The following is a 23,514-nucleotide window of genomic DNA, read 5'->3' as shown; positions in this document are numbered from 1 at the left end:
TCTAACCAGAAAACATCCGGCAAAGGTCTTTACCAAAACTGGCCAATATTTTACCCCAAGAGGTAAAAACAAGTTCATTTTTGGCAAACATCTTTAACTCCGTGAATTTGAGGAAAATGGAAGCATGAATAACGCTCGTCCTATTCGCCGTGCGCTTATCAGCGTATCAGACAAAACAGGTATTGTTGAGTTTGCACAAGCTCTTGCTGAGCGCGGTGTCGATATCCTATCTACTGGTGGTACAGCACGCCTACTTGCCGAACAAGGCATCGCAGTAACAGAAGTCTCTGACTACACAGGTTTCCCAGAAATGATGGACGGCCGCGTTAAAACGCTTCACCCGAAAGTTCACGGTGGTGTACTTGGTCGTCGTGGTCAAGATGACGACGTGATGGCAAAACATGGCATCAATCCAATCGACATGGTCGTTGTTAACCTATACCCATTCGCAGAAACCGTTGCAAAAGAAGGCTGTACACTAGCTGACGCGGTTGAAAACATCGATATCGGCGGCCCAACGATGGTTCGCTCTGCAGCGAAAAACCACAAAGACGTGACTATCGTTGTGAACGCTCATGATTACGATCGCGTTATCGCTGAAATGGACGCGAACGAGAAGTCTCTAACACTAGAAACTCGCTTCGACCTAGCTATCGCAGCATTCGAGCACACAGCATCTTACGACGGCATGATCGCAAACTACTTCGGCACTATGGTTCCATCTTACGGTGAGAACAAAGAAGGTGATGAAGAGTCTAAATTCCCACGTACTTTCAATCAGCAATTCGAGAAGAAGCAAGACATGCGCTACGGTGAGAACAGCCACCAAGCAGCCGCATTTTACGTTGAAGCAAACCCACAAGAAGCATCTGTTTCTACTGCTCGCCAAATCCAAGGTAAAGCCCTTTCTTACAACAACATCGCAGACACTGATGCCGCACTTGAGTGTGTGAAAGAGTTCAACGAGCCTGCATGTGTGATCGTAAAACACGCGAACCCATGTGGCGTTGCGCTAGGTAAAGACATTCTAGAAGCGTACAACCGCGCTTACCAAACTGACCCAACATCTGCATTCGGCGGCATCATTGCATTCAACCAAGAGCTAGACGCAGCAACAGCAACCGCTATTGTTGAGCGTCAATTCGTTGAAGTGATCATCGCACCTTCTGTTTCTGCTGAAGCGATTGAAGTGGTTGCAGCGAAGAAGAACGTGCGTCTACTTGAGTGTGGCAAATGGACAACTAAGACAACTGGCTTTGACGTGAAACGCGTGAATGGCGGTCTACTGGTTCAAGACCGTGACCAAGGCATGGTAAGCCTAGACGATCTAAAAGTGGTTTCTAAGCGCCAGCCAACAGAAGAAGAGCTGAAAGATGCACTGTTTTGCTGGAAAGTAGCGAAATACGTGAAATCTAACGCGATCGTTTACTCGAAAGGCGACATGACTATCGGTGTAGGCGCAGGCCAAATGAGCCGCGTTTACTCCGCGAAAATCGCAGGCATCAAAGCTGCAGACGAAGGTCTACAGGTTGAAGGTTGTGTAATGGCATCAGATGCATTCTTCCCATTCCGTGACGGTATCGACGCGGCTGCAGAAGCGGGCATCAAGTGCGTAATTCAGCCAGGTGGCTCAATGCGTGACGACGAAGTTATCGCTGCAGCAGATGAGCACGGCATGGCGATGATCTTCACCGGTATGCGTCACTTCCGCCACTAATTTCCTCATCGTATTTGGCACTGTGGCATTGTTAACTGCTTTCACCCACCCCGGTTACGTAGCTGGCTATGTTTCCGGGATGGGCTCAATTGTTGCCTAGCCACATCATCAACTACTTTGAGTAAACAGTATTTATAAGATTAAGGATTTTCATATGCGAGTTTTAATCATTGGTTCAGGCGGTCGTGAACATGCGCTAGGCTGGAAAGCAGCGCAAAACCCAAATGTTGAGACTATTTTCATTGCTCCAGGCAACGCAGGTACAGCACTAGAGCCAAAACTAGAGAACGTAAACATCGATGTAGAAGACATCGCTGGCCTTGTTGCTTTCGCCAAAGAGAAGGCGATTGAACTGACTATCGTTGGCCCAGAAGCACCATTGGTTATTGGTGTGGTTGATGCGTTCCGCGAAGCGGGCTTACCAATCTTTGGTCCTACCCAAGCCGCAGCGCAGCTTGAAGGCTCTAAAGCGTTTACTAAAGACTTCCTTGCTCGTCACCAAATCCCAACCGGTGCATACGCAAACTTCACAGAAATTGAACCAGCGCTTGCTTACGTGCGTGATCAAGGTGCGCCGATTGTGGTGAAAGCCGACGGCCTTGCGGCTGGTAAAGGCGTGATTGTGGCAATGACGCTAGAAGAAGCCGAAGACGCAATCAAAGACATGCTAGCAGGTAACGCATTTGGTGATGCAGGCAGCCGCGTGGTTATCGAAGAGTTCCTAGATGGTGAAGAAGCAAGCTTCATCGTGATGGTGGATGGTGAGAACGTTCTGCCAATGGCCACCAGCCAAGACCACAAACGCGTAGGCGACAAAGATACGGGCCCTAACACTGGTGGCATGGGCGCGTACTCGCCAGCTCCTGTGGTAACACCAGAAATTCACAACCGCATCATGGAAGAAGTCATTTACCCAACGATACGTGGCATGGCGTCTGAAGGTAACCCATACACAGGTTTCCTATACGCGGGTCTGATGATCGACAAAGATGGTACGCCTAAAGTGATCGAGTACAACTGCCGCTTCGGTGATCCAGAGACACAACCAATCATGATGCGCATGGAGTCAGATCTGGTTGATCTATGCTTAGCTGCAATCGACGAGAAGCTTGATCAAGTGGAATCTAAATGGGATCCGCGCGCATCGATTGGTATCGTACTCGCAGCCGGTGGTTACCCAGCAGCGTACAACAAAGGCGATGTGATCTCTGGTCTGCCACAAGTTGAAATTGAAGGCGAGAAAGTCTTCCACGCGGGTACAGACAATAAAGATGGCAACATCGTAACAAACGGCGGTCGTGTTCTTTGTGCAACCGCACTTGGCAATAGCGTATCAGAAGCGCAGCAACGTGCTTACGAGCTTGCAAAACAGATCAGTTGGGACGGCATGTTCCATCGCAGTGACATCGGCTACCGTGCGATTGCACGTGAGCAAGAAAAATAAAAACAACTTAAGTTGGCTAAAAAACAAAAGGCGCATTCAGCGCCTTTTTTATTACTCTGTCAGTTAGTAAGTCTCACCAAGCTTACTCAGCGAGTAATGCTGGTCGTGGTACACAATCAAAGTCATCATTATTGAGCATCAACAGTTCATCAACCGTTGCTTTAGTTCGTGACTGCTTGCCGACATAAGCGACGTAACTGTCTACAGATGAGAGACGATCGATAATAAATTTTGGCAACGTTTGATTAAACTCGAGTGTCGAGAACGCTTTACCTTTGCAGGTTTCAAACGATTGGCCATTCCAATAACCTTGAATGAGGCTCTGACTGTTACGAGACTGCGCCTTAACCGACGCCACTACATCATTCGCTTCTGTCTTGTAACGTTCTAATTGTTCATGCTGAAGTGGTAAGACTTTACGATTAACGCGATATTGTTGGTAAACCGCTTCGCCATCTTTATTAAAACGGATGTGGATTTGAAAAGGCACCAACTCTTGCTTGGTATCAACTTGCTCACCTTTTCGAATCAACTCTCGAAGCTCACCTTCATCCCAACGGTAGTCACTTTGAAACCAGCCATTATCCCCCATAGTCACGTAATCAGCCGCCGTACTCACGCGAGTGAGTTTCTCGGTCATCCAGTACAAGCTACTTGCGTCTCCAGCAACTTTGCCGCCAGAGAAGTGAGTGAATTGTTCTAAATTAGGAGTTTCAACCGACGAACAGCCAAAAAGGGTAAAGCTAGATAAGAGAAGTGAAGCGAGTAGATGTTTTTTCATGAAGTTGCACCGAGGCAGGATACCTCGGTGCATTCTAACTTAGTTTACTGATTCTTTCAGCGCTTTACCTGCTACGAATGCAGGTACGTTAGCTGCTGCGATTTGAATCTCGTCACCAGTCTTAGGGTTACGACCAGTACGTGCAGCGCGGTGGTTTACTTTGAATGTACCAAAACCAATTAGTTGAACTTGGTCACCCTCTTTAAGTGCACCAGTTACACCATCAAGAGTCGCTTCAAGAGCAGCTTTTGCTTGTGCTTTTGATAGGTCTGCTTTCTCTGCGATAAAGTCGATTAATTGGGTCTTGTTCATTAGGTTTCCCTTCTCATAGGTTATCGAATTCGTCTCACTCTAAAACATAAATGCCCCATCTGGCAAAGGTTTGTAAGCGATCTTTCGATTTTCTGACGTACTTTTAGCCATAATATGAGTAATAACTCACAATTTGTTACCACATACCCCCTGAAAACCCTTGCTTTCCAAGGTATTTGGACCAATTTATAAGGCACTTTTGCGGTTATAATAGCTGCAAATAACCACTATCAAACTACATTCAAGGGCAACTATGCTGCTGTTATCCATTTATATCTCTATTGCAATCGGCATTTCGTTTATCTGTTCGGTGCTGGAGGCGGTACTGCTGAGTATCAGTCCGAGCTACATTGCGCAGCTCAATCAACAGGGGCATCCCGCAGCTGGGCAACTGGCTAAGCTAAAATCAGATATCGACCGACCATTGGCATCCATTCTGACTCTAAATACCATCGCTCATACCATCGGCGCGGCCACTGCTGGTGCACAAGCTGCGGTGGTATTTGGTAGCGAAGCGTTAGGTATCTTTTCGGCAGTGCTCACACTGGCGATCTTGGTGCTTTCAGAAATCGTACCGAAAACAATTGGCGCAACTTACTGGCGTCAATTGGCGCCAACCGCGGCAGTCGCATTACGCTGGATGGTATGGGCGCTAACGCCATTCGTATGGTTTTCAGAGCAAATCACCAAGCGTCTTGCTCGTAACCACGAAGCACCCAAGATGCGTGATGAACTGTCGGCAATGGCGATTCTGGCACGTGAAAGCGGTGAATTTGCCGAGGGTGAATCAAAAATCTTAAGCAACCTGCTGGGCATCCAAGATGTACCTGTAACGCAGGTTATGACGCCACGTCCTGTGGTATTCCGTATCGATGCCACGATGACCATCAATAAGTTCCTAGAAAAACACAAGGATACGCCTTTCTCACGCCCATTGGTTTATAGCGAGCAGAAAGACAACATCATTGGTTTTGTGCACCGCCTTGAGTTGTTCAAACTGCAACAATCAGGTTGTGGACAGAAACAACTGGGAGCAATCATGCGCCCGATTCAAGTGGTGCTAAACAACACGACTTTACCGAAAGTGTTTGACCAGATGATGACTCATCGCCTACAGCTGGCACTTGTCGTTGACGAATACGGTACTGTGCAAGGCTTGGTGACGTTGGAGGATATCTTTGAACACCTCGTGGGTGAAGAAATCATCGATGAAGCGGATAAAAGTACCGACATGCAAGAGCTGGCTTACCAACGCTGGGAAAGTTGGAAAGAGATGCACGGCGTAATCGAAAGCCGCGATGATGATGAAGAAGAGGAAGAACTGGAGAAGCATCACAAGGAGCCAGAAACTCAAGAAGTGACAAAACCAGACTCTAAAGAATCGTAATCAGCATTGGGCATAACCGCTCAAACGCCGCAAACAAAAAGGCATCCATTTAGGATGCCTTTTTTCTATCTATTCAACGATTAAAGTGCGATACCGATGTTGCTCACGCCTTCTTCACGTAACTCTTCACGTAAATCTTTAATCAAGCTGATGTCACGCTCTACCGCTTCACGCAGTGGACGGAAAATAGCCCACTGCACGTCCCATTCTTCACATACGGCTTCATTTTCTTTCTGATTGTCGTTGGTGATTGGCTCTGCACCTTGCGCTTGCTCTAGATCAGCAACGGTTTGTACCGACTGTTGGCTCACTTTAAGCATTGAATCGAAAAGGTAGTCGCGGTCCAATAGACCATGCAGTAACGTAGACAAACCCTGACACGCGTCCATCGCTGGGTAAACGCCGTAAAAATCGAACTCATCCGCACTTGGGAACAACTCTTCTAACTTCTCTAATTGACGTTCGAAGTTAATTTTCGCGTTCTTAACTGTCAAAATTTCCCATACACTATCAAGAATCGCTCGGTACGCACGCGGATCAGCAAATTCTGTGTTCTCACAAAACATCGCATAGTTTGGATACATGCGTTCACATAGACACGCCATAAAGGTAATTTGTTGCCAAGGTTCTAGTTTTTCTAAACGAACCTGAAGAGGATTCTTAAGCATAGTCACTCAATCATTGAAGAAAAAAACAGCGAAAGTGTACTTGATTCATCACAGGGAAAAAAGTTAATGCCGCATTCAAATCAGATTTCCCTGCTCTCAGAGCATCGTGACACCTACGAAACGTTATTGACGGAGAGAAAGCTACCAGATCTGAGCATCACTGATAAGCCAGAGGAAGCTCAAATAGTTCTTGCCGATCCGCCATTACTATCCAATAGATTAGACGAGTTTTCACAGCTTGGGTGGGTGCAATCCACGTTTGCTGGTGTCAACGCCTTAACATCCCCTAGCCTTCGTCAGGACTATACTCTAACTAACGTTCGAGGCATCTTTGGTCCACTGATTGCTGAATATGTTTTGGGTTACAGTATTGCCCATTACCGCCACTTTGCCCGATACCACCAGCAACAACAAAACAAACAATGGCAGCCTCACCTATACACGTCATTACAAAGTAAAACCATGGTAATTCTTGGTACCGGTAGCATTGGGGGCTATCTGGGCAACGCCGCTAAAGCAATGGGGATAAAAACTATCGGTATTAACCGCACAGGTATCCCGACTTCAGGCGGCGAGTTTCATCAGACCTTTCATATCAATGAACTAAGTAAGGCATTTGAGCAAGCCGACATCGTTGTGAATACTCTACCAAGTACACCTGAGACGCGACAGTTACTTAATCGTCAAACGCTCAGCCAACTAAATCAGGCGTTATTATTTAACGTAGGTCGTGGCGACGTACTGGATGAGACAGGGTTGCTCTTCGCTCTGAAAAACCGTTGGGTAGAACACGCCTTCTTAGATGTGTTTGAGCAAGAACCGTTATCGGTAGAGCATCCGTTTTGGAAACTACCGCAAGTCACCATCACTCCACACATTGCTGCGCTGAGCTTTCCCGAGCAAGTCATCGAGATTTTTGCTGACAACTATCTACGCTGGCGCGATGGGTTTTCATTAAATTATCAAGTGGATTTCGAAAAGGGTTACTGAGAATGTCGTTAGACGAGCTATTGCAACAAGTGAGGGCCTGCCAGATATGCGCGGATAATTTACCTTTGGGCGCAAACCCTGTCGTACAAGCCGCAAAAGGGGCACGCATCCTAATCATCGGTCAGGCCCCTGGCACACGTGTACACAAAACCTCGATACCTTGGAATGACCCAAGTGGTGATCGATTACGCCAATGGCTCGATATCGACAAAGACGTTTTCTACGACCCAAATAAAATTACCATTGTCCCAATGGGATTCTGTTATCCAGGCAAAGGGAACTCTGGTGATTTACCGCCTCGTAAAGAATGTGCGCCCACTTGGCATAAAAAGATTCTTGAGCAGCTGCCCAATATAGAGCTCACTCTACTAATTGGTCAGTACTCGCAGCAGTACTATCTCACCAACAAACCAAAGACGCTCACGCAAACCGTTCAGCAATGGCAAGATTGGGAACCGGACTTTATCCCGCTCCCTCACCCATCTCCACGCAATACATTGTGGTTAAAGAAGAATCCTTGGTTTGAATCTGACGTCGTGCCATACCTTAAAAAACGCGTTCACTCGATGCTTTAGGTTACCTATGATCTAATTGCTTGCTTATCTGTACAAGAAAATTGGCGTACAAACACCAATCAACTAAGTTATTGTTTATAAAAAGATTAAATAACATACGTACAGTTTAAATAGTAATTAGATCATAGTAGGCCAAATACTACTAGAGCTGTACAGCCTTGAGTTTCAGATAAAAACTGAATTTTAGGTAAAAAAATACCGGCACTGAAGGCCGGTATTGGATTTCAAAAAATCTAACTTACTTGTGGTATGGCTTAGATAGCTCGTGTACTGCTTCTACAAACACGCCCGCGTTTTCTGGCGGTACATCCAAGTGGATACCATGGCCTAGGTTGAACACATGACCAGTACCCGTATCACCAAAGCCTTCTAGGATATCCGCGACTTCTTCACGGATGCGCTCTGGCGAAGCGTAAAGCATGGATGGGTCCATGTTACCTTGCAGCGCCACTTTATCACCGATACGTGCTTTCGCGTCTGCAATGTTGATTGTCCAGTCTAGACCAACCGCATCACAGCCCGTTGCTGCGATTTGCTCAAGCCACATGCCGCCATTCTTAGTGAATAATGTTACTGGTACACGACGACCATCGTTTTCACGAATCAGACCATCAACGATCTTGTGCATGTATTGTAGCGAGAACAGATTGTAGTCACGAGGCGTCAGTACGCCACCCCATGTGTCAAATACCATTACCGACTGCGCGCCTGCTTTAATTTGCGCGTTTAGGTACTCGATAACGCTGTCTGCCAGCTTATCTAGAAGTAAGTGCAGAGTTTGTGGTTCCGCGTACATCATTTTCTTGATCTTGGTGAAGGCTTTAGAACTGCCACCTTCGATCATGTACGTAGCAAGAGTCCACGGACTACCAGAGAAGCCAATTAACGGCACTTCACCCTTAAGGTCTTTACGGATCTGACGTACTGCATTCATTACATATTGCAGTTCACCTTCTGGATCTGGCAAACCAATTTTTTCCACGTCAGCTTTGCATGTAATTGGGTTATCAAAAACAGGTCCTTCACCCGCAGCAAAACGCAAACCAAGCCCCATGGCATCTGGAATCGTTAAGATGTCCGAGAATAAGATCGCAGCATCAAGAGGAAAACGGCGTAATGGTTGAAGTGTCACTTCGGATGCTAATTCTGCATTTCGACACAAAGACATGAAATCACCCGCTTCTGCACGAGTCGCTTTGTATTCTGGTAGGTAACGACCTGCCTGGCGCATCATCCATACTGGCGTGTAATCTACCGGCTCTTTTAAAAGCGCACGCAGATAACGATCATTTTTTAATTCAGTCATTCCGTAATTCCAACTGTTAGGCTTTCTGTGAAAGGGGGTATTCTATCACTGATTTAAGTCCAATAGCTGTGTGCTTTGCAACCTGGATCAAGTTATTAACTTTTAAATCAATGCTTAATTTGCACCCAATCGGTATCAGTGTTAAAAATTTGTTCGCTAGCGAAAACTACAATTATAAACTGAGTACCCAGTACTCAGCATCTCATAACGACATCTTACTTACCCCCTCCCTCTCGGAGGGTTTTTTTTATCTATTTATCAGATAATTAGAATCAATATCTTGTAGCGTTTGTTCGATAAGCACTCTTGCAATCGTTCCTTTAGGCGCAACAGGCGGCATCTCGTCAATACCAAACCATTGTGCATCAGACAGCTCAGTGTAGTCTGGACTTAACTCTCCCGATTCATAGTCAGCTAAAAACCCCATCATCATACTCGATGGGAAAGCCCAAGGCTGGCTGCCAAAGTAACGAATATTTTTAACGAGAATTCCTGTTTCTTCATGAATTTCTCGAGCCACACACTCTTCTAATGTCTCACCAACTTCTAAGAAGCCGGCAATAACGGTATACATACCATTTCGATGCCTTGGATGTTGAGCCAATAAGATCTGATTCTCTTTACGCACAGCAACGATAATACATGGAAATATTCGAGGATAATGGAGAGTACGGCATTCGCCACACTGCATAGCTAACTGGTTATTATTAAGAAAGTTTCTTCCACCGCACTGTGGGCAAAAACGCAGACTTTGCGTCATGTGCCCATACTGGACCGCTTTACTTAACAGCATAAATAATGGCTCAGGAAAATGCAGGCAGTCGCGTAGTGAGACTAATGGTAGATCATGCTCCAGATCAGACAAATTAAGCCACATGACGGGCGAACCTGAATACTCACCAATGGGCCTTGCACTCACTTCAGGCAGTGATAACTGCTCTGCAGACCCGAAAGGCACAGCACCATCCACCAGCCAAATTTCACTTCCTGCAACAACACACCAGTATGCATTTATCGCGCGGTTAACATCACCTTTTCTTAACATTACACCATCCCTTTGCTTGAAGTTCGTTCATTTTACTGGCAATCTAATTTCATACTAGAGTTTGTCGTTAAGTAAATTCGCACTCTAAATTCTAGTAAGGACAAGAGTTTGTAATAACTTTACTAACTTTGCTTTGCAAAGGATACGTTCGCCAACAGGCGATCAGATCATGAGGGCATGGTCATGCTAAAAAAATTCAAACAAACACAAGACCAGTGGGGTGGCTCAAGTGATGTCATTGATCACTGGTTAGAGACACGACAATCCCTGATTGTTGAATATTGTAAGCTTGCAGCACTGCAACCTTGTTCGAAAACCAATGTTATTGAACTCCCATCTCCTTCCGAATTGCAGGATTTCTGTCAGCATCTCGTTGATTACATCTCCGAGGGCCATTTTAAAATCTATGACATGGTTATGGATCGCTGGAAAGCAACTGGCTTTGTCGTGACCAATGAGATCAATCAAACTTATGGCCAAATAGTCCTGACAACTGAACCGCTATTGAACTTTAACGATAAGTACTCAGAAGTTACTGAAGATGATGAATTAGATGATTTCGATTCTGATATGTGTCTCATTGGCGAAATTCTTGAGACTCGATTTGAAGTCGAGGACTATCTGATACAGCAGATCGCAGAAAGTCTGTCTATGCCCCCAGGGGCTTAGTGTTTGCGAACATTCAGAGACTGAAGGATAGAAAAGACTGACGATCATCGTCGGTCTTTTTTGTTTCTAGCCTTACCAGTATTACCTTCTATAAGAACCCTCTCGAAGAAAAAGGCAGGATAAAAACTAAAAAGGCACCCGAAGGTGCCTTTTTTCTTAAGCTTCTAACGATTACTCGTTAAATGGCTTACTCTTCAGAAGAGAAACCAGCGTTTAGAAGTGCCGCTAGGTTGTCCGTTGCTTGCTCAGCAGAAGGACCATCTTGCGCTTCAGAACGTTTAGCTTGACGCTCTTGGTGGTATGCGAAACCAGTACCAGCTGGGATCAGACGACCAACAATTACGTTCTCTTTCAGACCACGTAGGTCGTCACGCTTACCAGAAACTGCTGCTTCTGTTAGTACGCGAGTTGTCTCCTGGAACGATGCCGCAGAGATGAACGACTCAGTCGCTAGAGATGCTTTAGTGATACCTAGTAGTTCACGTTCGAAACGTGCAGGCTCTTTGCCTTCAGCTTCTAGGTTACGGTTAGCAATCTTAACTTGTGAGTACTCAATCTGCTCACCAGGTAGGAACTCAGAGTCACCAGAGTGAGTAATAGTACACTTACGTAGCATCTGACGAACGATAGTTTCAATGTGCTTATCGTTAATCTTAACGCCTTGTAGACGGTAAACTTCCTGTACTTCGTTAGCAATGTACTGAGTTACCGCGTGTACGCCACGTAGACGTAGGATGTCGTGTGGAGACTCTGGACCATCTGCGATCACGTCACCACGTTCAACTTTTTCACCTTCGAATACGTTCAACTGACGATGCTTAGGAATCATCTCTTCGTAAGCTTCACCGCTTTCACGTGTGATCACTAAGCGACGTTTACCTTTCGTCTCTTTACCGAAGCTCACAGTACCTGTGTGCTCAGCAAGGATTGCAGGCTCTTTCGGCTTACGTGCTTCAAATAGGTCAGCAACTCGTGGAAGACCACCGGTGATATCTTTGTTACCGCCAGACTTCTGAGGAATACGTGCTAGTGTCGCACCAACACCTACTGCTGCGCCATCTTCGATGTTCACAATCGCTTTACCAGGTAGGAAGTAGTGAGCTGGCATATCAGTACCAGGGATCATTACATCGTTACCTTGCTCGTCAACAAGTTTGATAGCTGGACGCATATCTTTACCTGCTGAAGGGCGAGCTGCTGGGTCAGTTACTTCGCTTGAAGATAGACCAGTTAGGTCATCAGTTTGACGAGATACTGTTACGCCGTCGATCATGTCTACGAACTGGATGCGACCTGCTACCTCAGTAATGATAGGTAGTGTGTGCGCTTCCCAGTTTGCAACTGTTTCGCCAGCTTGAACTGTATCGCCATCGCCTTTGCTTAGTAGCGTACCGTAAGGCAGTTTGTGTTTCTCTTTCGTACGACCAAACTCATCAATGATAGTTAATTCTGTCGCACGAGAAGTGATAACGATCTTACCGTCATCAGCCAATACAGATTTAGCGTTGTGTAGCTTGATAGAACCGTTGTTCTTAACTTGAACACTGTTCTCTGCCGCTGCTGTCGATGCTGCACCACCGATGTGGAACGTACGCATGGTAAGCTGTGTACCTGGTTCACCGATAGACTGAGCAGCGATAACACCTACTGCTTCACCTTGGTTCACTAGGTGGCCACGTGCTAGGTCACGACCGTAACACTGTGCACAACAACCGAAGTCAGAATCACACGTTACTACAGAGCGCACTTTCATGCTGTCTACTGAGTTCTCTTCCATGATTTGACACCACTTCTCATCGATCAAGGTGTTACGTGGAATAAGAACGTCTTCAGTGCCAGGTTTTAGTACGTCTTCAGCAACAACACGACCAAGAGCAAGCTCAGAAAGTGCAACTTTAACATCACCACCCTCGATGTGAGGCATCATGTCAACACCCTCGTGAGTTCCACAGTCATGTTCAGTTACAACAACGTCTTGAGCAACGTCTACTAGACGACGAGTTAGATAACCCGAGTTCGCTGTTTTCAGTGCCGTATCCGCAAGACCCTTACGAGCACCGTGCGTTGAGATAAAGTACTGAAGTACGTTTAGACCTTCTTTAAAGTTCGCTGTGATCGGCGTTTCGATGATTGAACCATCTGGACGCGCCATCAGACCACGCATACCCGCAAGCTGACGAATCTGTGCTGCAGAACCACGAGCGCCCGAGTCCGCCATCATGTAGATGCTGTTGAATGACTCTTGCTGTTCCTCTTCACCGTCACGGTTAACTACCGTTTCAGATGAAAGGTTTTCCATCATTGCTTTCGCAACACGGTCGTTGGTCGATGCCCAGATATCGATAACTTTGTTGTAGCGTTCGCCCGCAGTAACAAGACCTGATTGGTACTGTTCCTGGATTTCACGTACTTCTTCTTCCGCTTCTGCGATTTCAGTGTACTTAGCTGCTGGTACAACCATATCGTCGATACCAACAGATACACCAGAAAGTGCCGCGTATGCGAAACCGGTGTACATGATTTGGTCAGCGAAGATTACAGTGTCTTTCAGACCTAGTTTACGGTACGCCTCGTTAAGTAGGTTAGAGATTTGCTTCTTACCTAGCTTTTGGTTAACGATGCTGTACGGTAGACCAGCTGGCACGATTTGCCATAGCATTGCACGACCAACAGTGGTGTCTACCATCTTGGTTTCTGTAGTGCTGTTGCCGTCTTCGTCTACAACGGTTTCTGTAATACGTACTTTAACGCGTGCGTGAAGCTCAGCTTGTTTAGTGCGGTATGCTTTCTCAGCCTCTTCTGGGCCAGAAAGGTACATGCCTTCACCTTTCACGTTGATCTTTTCACGAGTCATGTAGTACAGACCCAATACAACGTCCTGAGAAGGTACGATGATCGGATCACCTGACGCTGGCGACAGAATGTTGTTTGTCGACATCATCAGAGTACGAGCTTCAAGCTGTGCCTCTAGAGTTAGAGGTACGTGAACCGCCATTTGGTCACCATCGAAGTCCGCGTTGTACGCCGCACATACAAGTGGGTGTAGCTGAATCGCTTTACCTTCGATTAGTACTGGTTCGAACGCCTGGATACCGAGACGGTGAAGTGTCGGTGCACGGTTCAATAGTACTGGGTGTTCACGGATTACTTCGTCTAGGATATCCCAAACGACCGCTTCTTCACGCTCTACCATTTTCTTAGCAGCTTTGATTGTAGTCGCAAGACCACGAGTCTCTAGCTTGCTGTAGATGAATGGTTTGAATAGCTCAAGTGCCATCTTCTTAGGAAGACCACACTGGTGTAGACGAAGGTATGGACCTACTGTGATTACAGAACGGCCAGAGTAGTCTACACGTTTACCTAGAAGGTTCTGACGGAAACGACCTTGTTTACCCTTGATCATATCAGCAAGAGATTTCAGAGGACGCTTGTTAGAACCTGTGATCGCACGACCACGACGACCGTTATCTAGTAGCGCATCAACAGACTCTTGCAGCATACGTTTTTCGTTACGTACGATGATGTCCGGAGCAGCTAGCTCTAGAAGACGCTTCAAACGGTTGTTACGGTTGATCACACGACGGTATAGATCGTTAAGATCAGAAGTCGCAAAGCGACCGCCATCTAGAGGTACTAGAGGACGTAGATCTGGCGGAAGTACTGGAAGTACTGTTAGGATCATCCACTCTGGGTTGTTACCCGATGCGATGAACGCTTCTACCAGCTTAAGACGCTTAGTTACTTTCTTACGCTTAGTTTCAGAGTTTGTTGTCTCTAACTCTTCACGCATTTGTTCTGCTTCAGCGTGCATATCCATAGAACCTAGTAGGTCCTTGATAGCTTCCGCACCCATCTTAGCAGTGAACTCGTCGCCCCACTCTTCTAGACGATCTAGATACTCTTCTTCAGTAAGCATCTGACCTTTTTCTAGATCAGTCATACCAGGCTCTGTTACTACGTACATTTCGAAGTACAGAACACGTTCGATATCACGTAGAGGGATATCCATCAGTAGACCGATACGAGACGGTAGCGATTTTAGGAACCAGATGTGAGCTACTGGTGAAGCCAGTTCAATGTGGCCCATACGGTCACGACGAACTTTAGTTTGTGTAACTTCTACACCACACTTCTCACAGATAACACCACGGTGCTTCAGGCGCTTGTACTTACCACAAAGACATTCGTAGTCTTTAACTGGACCAAAGATACGCGCACAGAACAGACCATCGCGTTCAGGTTTGAACGTACGATAGTTGATCGTTTCAGGTTTTTTAACTTCACCGAAAGACCATGAACGGATCATGTCTGGTGAAGATAGACCGATTTTGATTGCATCAAATTCTTCGGTCTTATGCTGTGCTTTTAGAAAGTTTAATAAGTCTTTCACAATCAGCTCCTGTAAGGAGTTAAAAGGAGCTCACTAGCTAAAGTGAGCACCTTCTTCCAAATAATCGCTTTGATTCTCTCGACTTTCATCAAGAGAGAAAGGATTACTCTTCGTCTTCTAGCTCGATGTTGATACCTAGCGAGCGGATCTCTTTCAACAGTACGTTGAACGATTCTGGCATGCCAGGTTCCATGCTGTGGTTACCGTCTACGATGTTTTTGTACATCTTAGTACGGCCGTTAACGTCATCCGACTTAACCGTTAGCATTTCTTGTAGCGTGTACGCAGCACCGTATGCTTCTAGTGCCCATACTTCCATCTCACCGAAACGCTGACCACCGAACTGAGCTTTACCACCTAGTGGCTGCTGAGTTACTAGGCTGTACGAACCAGTTGAACGAGCGTGCATCTTGTCATCAACAAGGTGGTTCAGTTTCAGCATGTACATGTAACCAACAGTTACAGGACGCTCAAACGCATCACCTGTGCGACCATCAAACAGTGTTAACTGACCTGATGTTGGTAGATCGGCTAGCTCAAGAAGTGCTTTGATTGACTCTTCTGGAGCGCCATCAAATACAGGAGTCGCGATTGGTAGACCGCCACGCAAGTTCTTGATCAGAGTACGTACTTCATCATCAGATAGAGAAGCAATATCTACTTTCTGGCGAGTGTCGCCTAGGTCGTAAACTTTTTGTAGGAACTCGCGGAATTTCGCTAGTTCTTGCTGCTCTTTAACCATCTGGTTGATCTTGTCACCGATACCTTTCGCTGCCAGACCTAAGTGTACTTCTAGGATCTGACCGATGTTCATACGCGAAGGTACACCCAGTGGGTTAAGTACGATGTCTACAGGCTGACCTTTTTCATCGTATGGCATGTCTTCAACAGGGTTGATCTTAGAGATTACACCCTTGTTACCGTGACGACCCGCCATCTTATCACCAGGCTGAATGCGACGTTTAACCGCTAGGTAAACCTTAACGATCTTGAGTACGCCAGGTGCTAAATCATCACCTTGAGTGATCTTACGACGCTTAGTTTCGAACTTCTTATCGAAGTCAGCTTTTAGCTCGTCCCACTGCTCAGCAAGTTGCTCAAGCTGAGTTTGTAGTGCGTCATCTTCTAGCGTTAGCTCTAGCCACTTCTTACGATCAGTCGTGTCTAGTTTCGCTTCAGAGTAACCGCCTTCAATCAATACAGCTTTAACACGGTTTAGAAGGCCGCCCTCAAGAATCTGGAATTCTTCAGTTAGGTCTTTCTTCGCTTCTTTAAGCTGCATCTGTTCGATTTCAAGCGCACGCTTGTCTTTCTCTACGCCATCGCGAGTGAAGACTTGAACGTCGATGATCGTACCTGATACAGAGTTAGGTACACGTAGTGAAGTATCTTTAACATCAGATGCTTTTTCACCGAAGATAGCACGTAGTAGCTTCTCTTCAGGCGTTAGCTGAGTTTCACCCTTAGGTGTTACTTTACCAACTAGGATGTCGCCACCCTTAACTTCAGCACCGATGTAAACGATACCTGACTCGTCTAGTTTAGACAGAGCAGATTCACCTACGTTTGGAATATCAGCTGTGATCTCTTCAGATCCCAGCTTAGTATCACGCGCCACACAAGTAAGTTCTTGAATGTGGATTGTCGTGAAGCGGTCTTCTTGAACTACGCGCTCAGATACTAAGATCGAGTCTTCGAAGTTGTAACCGTTCCAAGGCATGAACGCGATACGCATGTTTTGACCAAGCGCTAGTTCACCAAGGTCTGTTGAAGGACCATCAGCAAGAACGTCACCGCGTGATACAGGCTCACCTGGCATCACACATGGGCGCTGGTTAATACATGTGTTCTGGTTAGAGCGTGTGTATTTAGTCAGGTTGTAGATGTCGATACCAGCTTCACCTGGTACTAGCTCTTCTTCGTTAACTTTAACAACGATACGAGAAGCATCTACTGACTGGATTACACCACCACGTTTCGCAACTGCAGTTACACCTGAGTCAACGGCTACGTTACGTTCAATACCAGTACCAACAAGCGGTTTGTCCGCTTTCAGTGTCGGAACTGCCTGACGTTGCATGTTCGCACCCATCAATGCACGGTTCGCATCATCGTGTTCTAGGAACGGGATAAGCGATGCAGCGATAGATACAACCTGGTTTGTCGCAACGTCCATGTACTGAGCGTGCTCACGAGGGTGTAGACCAGATTCACCTTTCTGACGAGCTGTGATCAGCTCATCTGCAAAAGTACCATCTTCGTTTAGCTTAGCGTTCGCCTGTGCGATAACGAATTGGCCTTCTTCGATTGCAGATAGGTAATCTACTTCGTCTGTTACTACGCCATCTACAACGCGACGGTATGGTGTCTCTAGGAAACCGTACTCGTTACAACGCGCAAACGCAGATAGAGAGTTGATCAGACCGATGTTTGGACCTTCAGGCGTTTCGATAGGACATAGACGACCGTAGTGCGTTACGTGTACGTCACGTACTTCGAAGCCAGCACGTTCACGAGTTAGACCGCCAGGACCCAATGCAGAAATACGACGCTTGTGCGTTACTTCTGATAGCGGGTTGTTTTGGTCCATGAACTGTGAAAGCTGTGAAGAGCCAAAGAACTCTTTAACTGCCGCAGAAATTGGCTTCGCGTTGATCAAGTCTTGAGGCATGATTGCGTCAAGATCGCCTAGGCTTAGACGCTCTTTAACTGCACGCTCAACACGTACTAGACCTACACGGAACTGGTTCTCAGCCATTTCGCCTACAGAACGGATACGACGGTTGCCTAGGTGGTCGATATCGTCCACTTCGCCCTTACCGTTACGGATCGCGATCAGCTTCTTCATCACTTCGATGATATCAGTTTCATCAAGTGTGCCTTGCTCTTGAGCATCTTCACGGCCGATAGAGCTGTTGAACTTCATACGACCAACAGTCGATAGATCGTAACGCTCTTCAGAGAAGAATAGGCTTTCGAATAGAGCTTCTGCAGCTTCTTTTGTTGGCGGCTCACCAGGGCGCATCATGCGGTAGATTTCTACCAATGCAGAAATACGATCAACCGTGCTGTCGATACGTAGTGTTTCTGACATGAATGGACCGTGGTCTAGATCGTTCGTAAATAGAACTTCTAGCGCTTTGTGGCCAGCCTGAGATAGGTTCGCTAGTGCTTCCAGGCTGATTTCCTGGTTAGCGTTAACAATGATCTCGCCAGTTGCTTCATTGATGTAATCTTTTGATGCAACTTTACCTACGATGTACTCAACTGGTACTTCGATGTGATCAACACCATCTTTTTCTAGTTGGCGGATATGACGAGCTGTTACGCGACGACCTTGCTCAACGTAAACTTTACCATTCGCTTCGATGTCGAACGACGCAGTTTCACCACGTAGACGATCTGGAACCAACTCCATCAATAGAGTTTGGTCTTTCACTTCGAAGTTCACTTTCTCGAAGAAGAGATCTAGGATTTCTTCTGTCGACTTACCTAATGCACGAAGGATGATCGATGCTGGTAGCTTACGACGGCGGTCGATACGAACGTACAAGTTATCCTTAGGATCAAACTCGAAATCAAGCCATGAACCACGGTAAGGAATAACACGTGCGTTGTATAAAACTTTACCTGAAGAGTGGGTCTTACCCTTATCGCTGTCGAAGAACACGCCTGGGCTTCGGTGCAGCTGGGATACGATAACCCTCTCGGTACCGTTAATTACGAAGGTACCATTGTCTGTCATGAGTGGAATTTCACCCATGTAGACTTCTTGTTCTTTAATGTCTTTTACAGTACCTGCTGGCGCGTCTTTATCAAAGATAACTAGGCGTAGTTTTACACGTAGTGGCTTTGAGTAAGTTACACCGCGGATTTGACATTCTTTAACGTCAAAAACTGGCTCACCAAGACGGTAGCTAACGTATTGCAGCTCAGAATTGCCGTTGTAGCTCTGAATCGGGAATACAGAACGGAAAGCGGCTTCAAGACCGTATTGACCTTCAGGATCCTGTTCGATGAATTTGTCGAACGAATCGAGCTGGATCGATAGCAGGTATGGAATGTCCAAAACTTGTGGACGAGTACCAAAGTCCTTACGGATGCGCTTTTTCTCGGTATAAGAGTAAACCATGGGGTTCCTCAGCTCGCTGATAAGTGACCCAAACTGTCCGCCCGCTCCTAGTTACTTAAGGGGGGTAAGGGACAGTGACTAATATAGCTGTTTACTGTAGTGACATTTCATTTCGTAAGAATGAAATGTTTTTTGCATGGATATCAGGCGCTTAAACAGCGGGAAAATTCGCCTATACCCTACAGCGCAAAAAGGCCGGTGGTTAAAAAACCACCAGCCAATTAGCCGTTAGGCTAAGAAACTATGCAATAATTACTTAACAGCAACAGTTGCACCAGCTTCTTCTAGCTGAGCTTTAAGAGCTTCAGCTTCTGCTTTCTCAACACCTTCTTTAAGAGGTGCTGGAGCGCCGTCTACAAGAGCTTTAGCTTCTTTAAGACCTAGGCCAGTTGCGCCACGTACTGCTTTGATTACAGCAACTTTGTTACCGCCAGCAGCTTCTAGGATTACGTCGAATTCAGTTTGCTCAGCAGCAGCTTCGCCGCCAGCAGCGCCGCCAGCTACAACAGCAGCAGCAGCAGAAACACCGAATTTCTCTTCCATTGCTTCGATTAGTTCAACAACTTGCATTACAGACATTTCTGCAACTGCGTCTAGGATTTGCTCGTTAGTAATAGACATAACAATTCTCTTTTAAGTCAACAATAAGTTTATTAAGCAACCAGTAAAAAGCAAGGCTTATGCCGCTGCTTCTTGTTTTTGATCGCGGATAGCTGCGATAGTACGCGCCAGCTTGCCAGCCGAAGCTTCTTTCATGCACATCATTAGGCGTGCAATTGCTTCGTCGTAAGTTGGTAGTGTTGCTAGTACTTCAGCGTCAGTTAAAGCGCCTTCATAAGCAGCAGCTTTGATCTCGAAATCTTTGTTCTCTTTAGCGAAGTCTTTGAAAAGACGCGCTGCAGCACCTGGGTGCTCATTAGAGAATGCGATTAGTGTAGGACCAGTGAAAGTGTCAGTTAGACACTCGTACTCAGTACCTTCAACCGCACGACGAGCAAGAGTGTTACGAACAACTCTCATGTAAACGCCAGCTTCACGAGCTTGTTTACGTAGAGAAGTCATCGCGCCAACTTGAACGCCACGAGAATCAGCTACAACTGCAGAAAGTGCACCACTGGCAGCTTCGTTGACTTCAGCAACAATTGCTTTTTTGTCTTGAAGGTTTAAAGCCATCTTGGATTTACTCCTGGTTGTCGTTACACCACTCACTATCATCACGACAGTGAGAGCTATTGAGGTGCTTCCCCAGAAGAAAGTTAACTATATTACATAGAGCTTTCTGTCAGTTCGGGCACCATCTACGTAGGATAATTAAGTTTGCTTTTACACAAACACCTACGGTCTTGGACGGAGACTGGGTCTTAATTCATTTCGAACTAGGAGACAGTTCAAAGAACCAAAGTTCAGCCCCAACCACAAATATTAGGCGCAAAATTATACACTAATTTTGCGCCTAAGCAAATAAATTATGCTTGAGTGTTCAGGCTAGCCTGATCAACAGCAACACCAGCACCCATAGTAGTAGAGATGCTTACTTTCTTCAGGAAAGTACCTTTCGCTGAAGATGGCTTAGCTTTCTTCAGAGCAACTAGAAGTGCTTCTAGGTTCTCTTTGATCTGCTCAGCAGAGAAGTTTGCTTTACCGATAGTAGTGTGGATGATGCCGTTTTTGTCGTTACGGTAACGAACCTGACCAGCTTTAGCGTTTTTAACTGCTTCAGCAACGTTAGGAGTTACAGTACCAACTTTAGGGTTTGGCATAAGACCGCGAGGACCTAGGATAGTACCTAGTTGACCTACAACGCGCATTGCATCTGGAGAAGCAACAACTACGTCAAAGTTCATTTCGCCTTTCTTAACTTGCTCAGCAAGATCTTCCATACCTACGATGTCTGCGCCAGCTTCTTTAGCTGCTTCAGCGTTAGCACCTTGAGTGAACACTGCAACGCGGATTTCGCGGCCAGTACCGTGAGGTAGTACAGTTGCACCACGTACGTTCTGGTCAGATTTACGAGCATCAATGCCTAGGTTAACAGCAACGTCTACAGACTCAACGAATTTCGCAGTCGCTAGTTCTTGAAGAAGAGCAACAGCTTCGTTGATTTCGTATTCTTTAGTTACGTCAACTTTTTCGCGGATTACGCGCATGCGCTTAGTTAGTTTTGCCATCTTATTAACCCTCTACCACTAGGCCCATTGAACGAGCAGTACCAGCGATAGAACGCTTCATCGCTTCGATGTCAGCACCAGTCATATCAGCAGCTTTAGTTTCTGCGATTTCTTGGATTTGAGCGTCAGTTACAGTACCAACTTTTTCAGTGTTTGGACGACCTGAACCAGACTTAACGCCAGCAGCTTTCTTAAGAAGAACTGCAGCAGGTGGAGTCTTAGTTACGAACGTGAAAGAACGGTCGCTGTATACTGTGATAACTACTGGAGTTGGTAGACCTTTCTCAATAGATTCTGTTTTTGCGTTGAACGCTTTACAGAATTCCATGATGTTCACACCGTGTTGACCTAGTGCAGGACCTACTGGTGGACTAGGGTTAGCCATACCAGCAGCAACTTGTAGCTTGATGTAAGCTTCAACTTTCTTAGCCATGATAATTCCTAAGTTTGGGTACAAACGCTAATCGCGGATCAGCTCCCCGTTTGTGTAAGAAACTTTTTACTTCACTTGAAGTAAAAAGGCGCGAAATTATAGTCATAATCCGCGCCTTATACAACCCTAAAAAGGTGATTTTTTATACTCTTTAACGAAGAGTCTTAGTCCAGCTTTTCAACCTGACCAAATTCAAGCTCAACTGGTGTCGCACGACCAAAGATCGAGACAGACACTTTCAGGCGGCTCTTCTCGTAATCCACTTCTTCAACAGTACCGTTGAAGTCAGCAAATGGACCTTCGTTAACACGTACCACTTCACCCGCTTCGTACATTGTACGTGGACGAGGCGCTTCACTCGCTTTCTCAAGACGATTAAGAATCGCGTCAGCCTCTTTATCCGTGATAGGTGCCGGACGGTCTGAGGTACCACCAATGAAGCCCATGACACGCGGCACACTGCGTACTAGGTGCCATGATTCATCGTTCATAATCATCTGAACAAGGACGTAACCTGGGAAGAACTTACGCTCAGATTTGCGACGCTGACCCGCGCGCATTTCCACTACTTCTTCAGTAGGAACCAGTACTTCACCGAATAGCTCTTCCATGCCGTGCATTTTGATATGCTCGCGCAGAGATTGAGCTACACGACCTTCAAATCCAGAGAAGGCTTGAACCACATACCAGCGTTTTTTTGGAGCTTCACTCATGAATAAAAACCCTCTATACCCCAGTTGCTAGAGCTACTAGACGAACCATAATTCCGTCAATACCCCATAGCACTAGAGCCATTACAATACTTACAGCTAAAACGATCAGTGTTGTTTGCATGGTTTCTTGGCGAGTAGGCCAAACAACTTTACGTACTTCCATACGCGATTCTTTTGCAAAACTGATCGCTGCTTTACCTTTAGTCGTTGTTGCTGCAACGCCTAAGGCAGCTGCAATAAGAACAACAACGCCTGCAGCACGAACCACTACAGACATTTCACCATACAGGTAATTACCCACAACAGCGGCAGCTGCCAATACGAAAGCGGCTAACCACTTAAACGTATCTGCTGCGTTTGAGCTATCAGGAGTTTCAGCATTATTTGCTTTCATAAAACCAACCTGTTACAAGTCTTAATATAGACGACAACAACCCCGCTGTTGCAGGGCAAACTCCATATCGCTGAAAAAATCAGCGTACTCTTCTTAAGATTAAGCATCTTTGCTTAATCTTGCTCTGCGCCCAACCCACTTCTGAACAAGAAAACAGCAAAAATAATGTTGAGTGCAGAAAAAGGGCATCAAATGATGCCCTTTTTGCTACTGGTTCGTCAAATCTAATTCAAGATTTTCCGAAAGCATCGCTAATTCGTTAAGAATTAGTCGAAGATCTTAGCAACAACACCAGCACCTACTGTACGGCCACCTTCACGGATCGCGAAACGTAGACCTTCGTCCATTGCGATTGGTGCGATTAGCTCAACAGTCATCTGTACGTTGTCA

The 23,514-nt window shown here is 46.1% G+C and carries 19 protein-coding genes and 1 pseudogene; 6 read left to right on the top strand and 14 right to left on the bottom strand.

Going from position 1 to position 23,514, the window contains the following annotated elements:
* The first annotated feature begins 124 nt into the window (after nucleotides 1-124).
* On the top strand, nucleotides 125-1,717 hold the full coding sequence (gene purH, locus FKN16_RS23160; RefSeq protein WP_170903635.1) for a bifunctional phosphoribosylaminoimidazolecarboxamide formyltransferase/IMP cyclohydrolase: 1,593 nt from the start codon (nucleotides 125-127) through the stop codon (nucleotides 1,715-1,717).
* A 154-nt stretch (nucleotides 1,718-1,871) separates the two neighbouring features.
* Nucleotides 1,872-3,161 (top strand): phosphoribosylamine--glycine ligase, encoded by a 1,290-nt coding sequence (gene purD, locus FKN16_RS23155; RefSeq protein ID WP_170903634.1) that lies wholly within the window; start codon nucleotides 1,872-1,874, stop codon nucleotides 3,159-3,161.
* Between the two features lie 82 nt (nucleotides 3,162-3,243).
* Here purD and FKN16_RS23150 read toward each other — a convergent pair whose 3' ends face one another.
* A complete protein-coding gene (locus FKN16_RS23150; RefSeq protein ID WP_170903633.1) occupies nucleotides 3,244-3,942 on the bottom strand; it encodes a DUF1481 domain-containing protein in 699 nt (232 codons plus the stop codon).
* Between the two features lie 39 nt (nucleotides 3,943-3,981).
* Nucleotides 3,982-4,254, bottom strand: coding sequence for a nucleoid-associated protein HU-alpha (gene hupA, locus FKN16_RS23145; protein ID WP_005382524.1), 273 nt, complete (start codon nucleotides 4,252-4,254; stop codon nucleotides 3,982-3,984).
* 253 nt (nucleotides 4,255-4,507) lie between these two features.
* Here hupA and FKN16_RS23140 point away from each other — a divergent pair, with 253 nt between their 5' ends.
* Nucleotides 4,508-5,641, top strand: a complete 1,134-nt coding sequence (locus FKN16_RS23140; RefSeq protein ID WP_170903632.1) for a hemolysin family protein — start codon at nucleotides 4,508-4,510, stop codon at nucleotides 5,639-5,641.
* An 80-nt stretch (nucleotides 5,642-5,721) separates the two neighbouring features.
* Here the strand turns inward: FKN16_RS23140 and FKN16_RS23135 are convergent, their stop codons facing one another.
* Nucleotides 5,722-6,309, bottom strand: a complete 588-nt coding sequence (locus FKN16_RS23135) for a DUF416 family protein (protein ID WP_005382520.1) — start codon at nucleotides 6,307-6,309, stop codon at nucleotides 5,722-5,724.
* 66 nt (nucleotides 6,310-6,375) lie between these two features.
* On the opposite strand from FKN16_RS23135, the gene FKN16_RS23130 reads away from it, so the two are divergent.
* Together FKN16_RS23130 and FKN16_RS23125 are read left to right on the top strand one after the other, a co-directional pair.
* Entirely contained in the window at nucleotides 6,376-7,299 is a 924-nt protein-coding gene (locus FKN16_RS23130; protein WP_170903631.1) for a D-2-hydroxyacid dehydrogenase, read from the top strand.
* Nucleotides 7,300-7,301: 2 nt separating this feature from the next.
* Nucleotides 7,302-7,874, top strand: a complete 573-nt coding sequence (locus FKN16_RS23125) for a uracil-DNA glycosylase family protein (RefSeq protein ID WP_170903630.1) — start codon at nucleotides 7,302-7,304, stop codon at nucleotides 7,872-7,874.
* A 238-nt stretch (nucleotides 7,875-8,112) separates the two neighbouring features.
* On the opposite strand, the gene hemE is transcribed toward FKN16_RS23125, so the two are convergent.
* Together hemE and nudC are read right to left on the bottom strand one after the other, a co-directional pair.
* A complete protein-coding gene (hemE, locus tag FKN16_RS23120) occupies nucleotides 8,113-9,180 on the bottom strand; it encodes a uroporphyrinogen decarboxylase (protein WP_006743188.1) in 1,068 nt (355 codons plus the stop codon).
* Between the two features lie 247 nt (nucleotides 9,181-9,427).
* On the bottom strand, nucleotides 9,428-10,225 hold the full coding sequence (nudC, locus tag FKN16_RS23115) for an NAD(+) diphosphatase (protein WP_170903629.1): 798 nt from the start codon (nucleotides 10,223-10,225) through the stop codon (nucleotides 9,428-9,430).
* A 177-nt stretch (nucleotides 10,226-10,402) separates the two neighbouring features.
* Here nudC and FKN16_RS23110 point away from each other — a divergent pair, with 177 nt between their 5' ends.
* On the top strand, nucleotides 10,403-10,894 hold the full coding sequence (locus tag FKN16_RS23110; protein WP_031780615.1) for an Rsd/AlgQ family anti-sigma factor: 492 nt from the start codon (nucleotides 10,403-10,405) through the stop codon (nucleotides 10,892-10,894).
* Nucleotides 10,895-11,081: 187 nt separating this feature from the next.
* Here the strand turns inward: FKN16_RS23110 and rpoC are convergent, their stop codons facing one another.
* From rpoC to FKN16_RS23065, 9 genes and pseudogenes are all read right to left on the bottom strand, one after another.
* Entirely contained in the window at nucleotides 11,082-15,284 is a 4,203-nt protein-coding gene (gene rpoC, locus FKN16_RS23105; RefSeq protein WP_005397277.1) for a DNA-directed RNA polymerase subunit beta', read from the bottom strand.
* Nucleotides 15,285-15,387: 103 nt separating this feature from the next.
* The gene (rpoB, locus tag FKN16_RS23100; RefSeq protein WP_005397275.1) at nucleotides 15,388-19,416 is read right to left on the bottom strand and encodes a DNA-directed RNA polymerase subunit beta; all 4,029 of its coding nucleotides are present in this window, start codon (nucleotides 19,414-19,416) and stop codon (nucleotides 15,388-15,390) included.
* 252 nt (nucleotides 19,417-19,668) lie between these two features.
* Entirely contained in the window at nucleotides 19,669-20,037 is a 369-nt protein-coding gene (gene rplL / locus FKN16_RS23095) for a 50S ribosomal protein L7/L12 (RefSeq protein WP_005397273.1), read from the bottom strand.
* Nucleotides 20,038-20,094: 57 nt separating this feature from the next.
* On the bottom strand, nucleotides 20,095-20,589 hold the full coding sequence (gene rplJ, locus FKN16_RS23090) for a 50S ribosomal protein L10 (protein WP_005397270.1): 495 nt from the start codon (nucleotides 20,587-20,589) through the stop codon (nucleotides 20,095-20,097).
* Nucleotides 20,590-20,882: 293 nt separating this feature from the next.
* Entirely contained in the window at nucleotides 20,883-21,584 is a 702-nt protein-coding gene (rplA, locus tag FKN16_RS23085) for a 50S ribosomal protein L1 (RefSeq protein WP_005384683.1), read from the bottom strand.
* A 4-nt stretch (nucleotides 21,585-21,588) separates the two neighbouring features.
* Nucleotides 21,589-22,017 (bottom strand): 50S ribosomal protein L11, encoded by a 429-nt coding sequence (rplK, locus tag FKN16_RS23080; RefSeq protein WP_005384682.1) that lies wholly within the window; start codon nucleotides 22,015-22,017, stop codon nucleotides 21,589-21,591.
* A 164-nt stretch (nucleotides 22,018-22,181) separates the two neighbouring features.
* Nucleotides 22,182-22,730 (bottom strand): transcription termination/antitermination protein NusG, encoded by a 549-nt coding sequence (nusG, locus tag FKN16_RS23075; protein WP_005384681.1) that lies wholly within the window; start codon nucleotides 22,728-22,730, stop codon nucleotides 22,182-22,184.
* Between the two features lie 13 nt (nucleotides 22,731-22,743).
* Nucleotides 22,744-23,124 carry a preprotein translocase subunit SecE gene (secE, locus tag FKN16_RS23070; protein WP_005397258.1) on the bottom strand — a complete coding sequence of 127 codons (381 nt, stop codon included), beginning with the start codon at nucleotides 23,122-23,124 and terminating at the stop codon, nucleotides 22,744-22,746.
* Nucleotides 23,125-23,390: 266 nt separating this feature from the next.
* Nucleotides 23,391-23,514: pseudogene (locus FKN16_RS23065) on the bottom strand (elongation factor Tu); the annotation flags it as partial.

Source organism: Vibrio sp. 11-4(1), from assembly GCF_013048625.1.
Taxonomy (GTDB): domain Bacteria; phylum Pseudomonadota; class Gammaproteobacteria; order Enterobacterales; family Vibrionaceae; genus Vibrio; species Vibrio diabolicus.
This window is presented reverse-complemented; position numbering and strand designations above follow the sequence as displayed.

What these genes read in the sequence shown, in the direction of transcription:
- purH (WP_170903635.1), top strand. Translation starts at nt 125, where the DNA reads ATGAATAACGCTCGTCCTATTCGCCGTGCGCTTATCAGCGTATCAGAC.
- purD (WP_170903634.1), top strand. Translation starts at nt 1,872, where the DNA reads ATGCGAGTTTTAATCATTGGTTCAGGCGGTCGTGAACATGCGCTAGGC.
- FKN16_RS23150 (WP_170903633.1), bottom strand. Translation starts at nt 3,942, where the DNA reads ATGAAAAAACATCTACTCGCTTCACTTCTCTTATCTAGCTTTACCCTT.
- hupA (WP_005382524.1), bottom strand. Translation starts at nt 4,254, where the DNA reads ATGAACAAGACCCAATTAATCGACTTTATCGCAGAGAAAGCAGACCTA.
- FKN16_RS23140 (WP_170903632.1), top strand. Translation starts at nt 4,508, where the DNA reads ATGCTGCTGTTATCCATTTATATCTCTATTGCAATCGGCATTTCGTTT.
- FKN16_RS23135 (WP_005382520.1), bottom strand. Translation starts at nt 6,309, where the DNA reads ATGCTTAAGAATCCTCTTCAGGTTCGTTTAGAAAAACTAGAACCTTGG.
- FKN16_RS23130 (WP_170903631.1), top strand. Translation starts at nt 6,376, where the DNA reads ATGCCGCATTCAAATCAGATTTCCCTGCTCTCAGAGCATCGTGACACC.
- FKN16_RS23125 (WP_170903630.1), top strand. Translation starts at nt 7,302, where the DNA reads ATGTCGTTAGACGAGCTATTGCAACAAGTGAGGGCCTGCCAGATATGC.
- hemE (WP_006743188.1), bottom strand. Translation starts at nt 9,180, where the DNA reads ATGACTGAATTAAAAAATGATCGTTATCTGCGTGCGCTTTTAAAAGAG.
- nudC (WP_170903629.1), bottom strand. Translation starts at nt 10,225, where the DNA reads ATGTTAAGAAAAGGTGATGTTAACCGCGCGATAAATGCATACTGGTGT.
- FKN16_RS23110 (WP_031780615.1), top strand. Translation starts at nt 10,403, where the DNA reads ATGGTCATGCTAAAAAAATTCAAACAAACACAAGACCAGTGGGGTGGC.
- rpoB (WP_005397275.1), bottom strand. Translation starts at nt 19,416, where the DNA reads ATGGTTTACTCTTATACCGAGAAAAAGCGCATCCGTAAGGACTTTGGT.
- rplL (WP_005397273.1), bottom strand. Translation starts at nt 20,037, where the DNA reads ATGTCTATTACTAACGAGCAAATCCTAGACGCAGTTGCAGAAATGTCT.
- rplJ (WP_005397270.1), bottom strand. Translation starts at nt 20,589, where the DNA reads ATGGCTTTAAACCTTCAAGACAAAAAAGCAATTGTTGCTGAAGTCAAC.
- rplA (WP_005384683.1), bottom strand. Translation starts at nt 21,584, where the DNA reads ATGGCAAAACTAACTAAGCGCATGCGCGTAATCCGCGAAAAAGTTGAC.
- rplK (WP_005384682.1), bottom strand. Translation starts at nt 22,017, where the DNA reads ATGGCTAAGAAAGTTGAAGCTTACATCAAGCTACAAGTTGCTGCTGGT.
- nusG (WP_005384681.1), bottom strand. Translation starts at nt 22,730, where the DNA reads ATGAGTGAAGCTCCAAAAAAACGCTGGTATGTGGTTCAAGCCTTCTCT.
- secE (WP_005397258.1), bottom strand. Translation starts at nt 23,124, where the DNA reads ATGAAAGCAAATAATGCTGAAACTCCTGATAGCTCAAACGCAGCAGAT.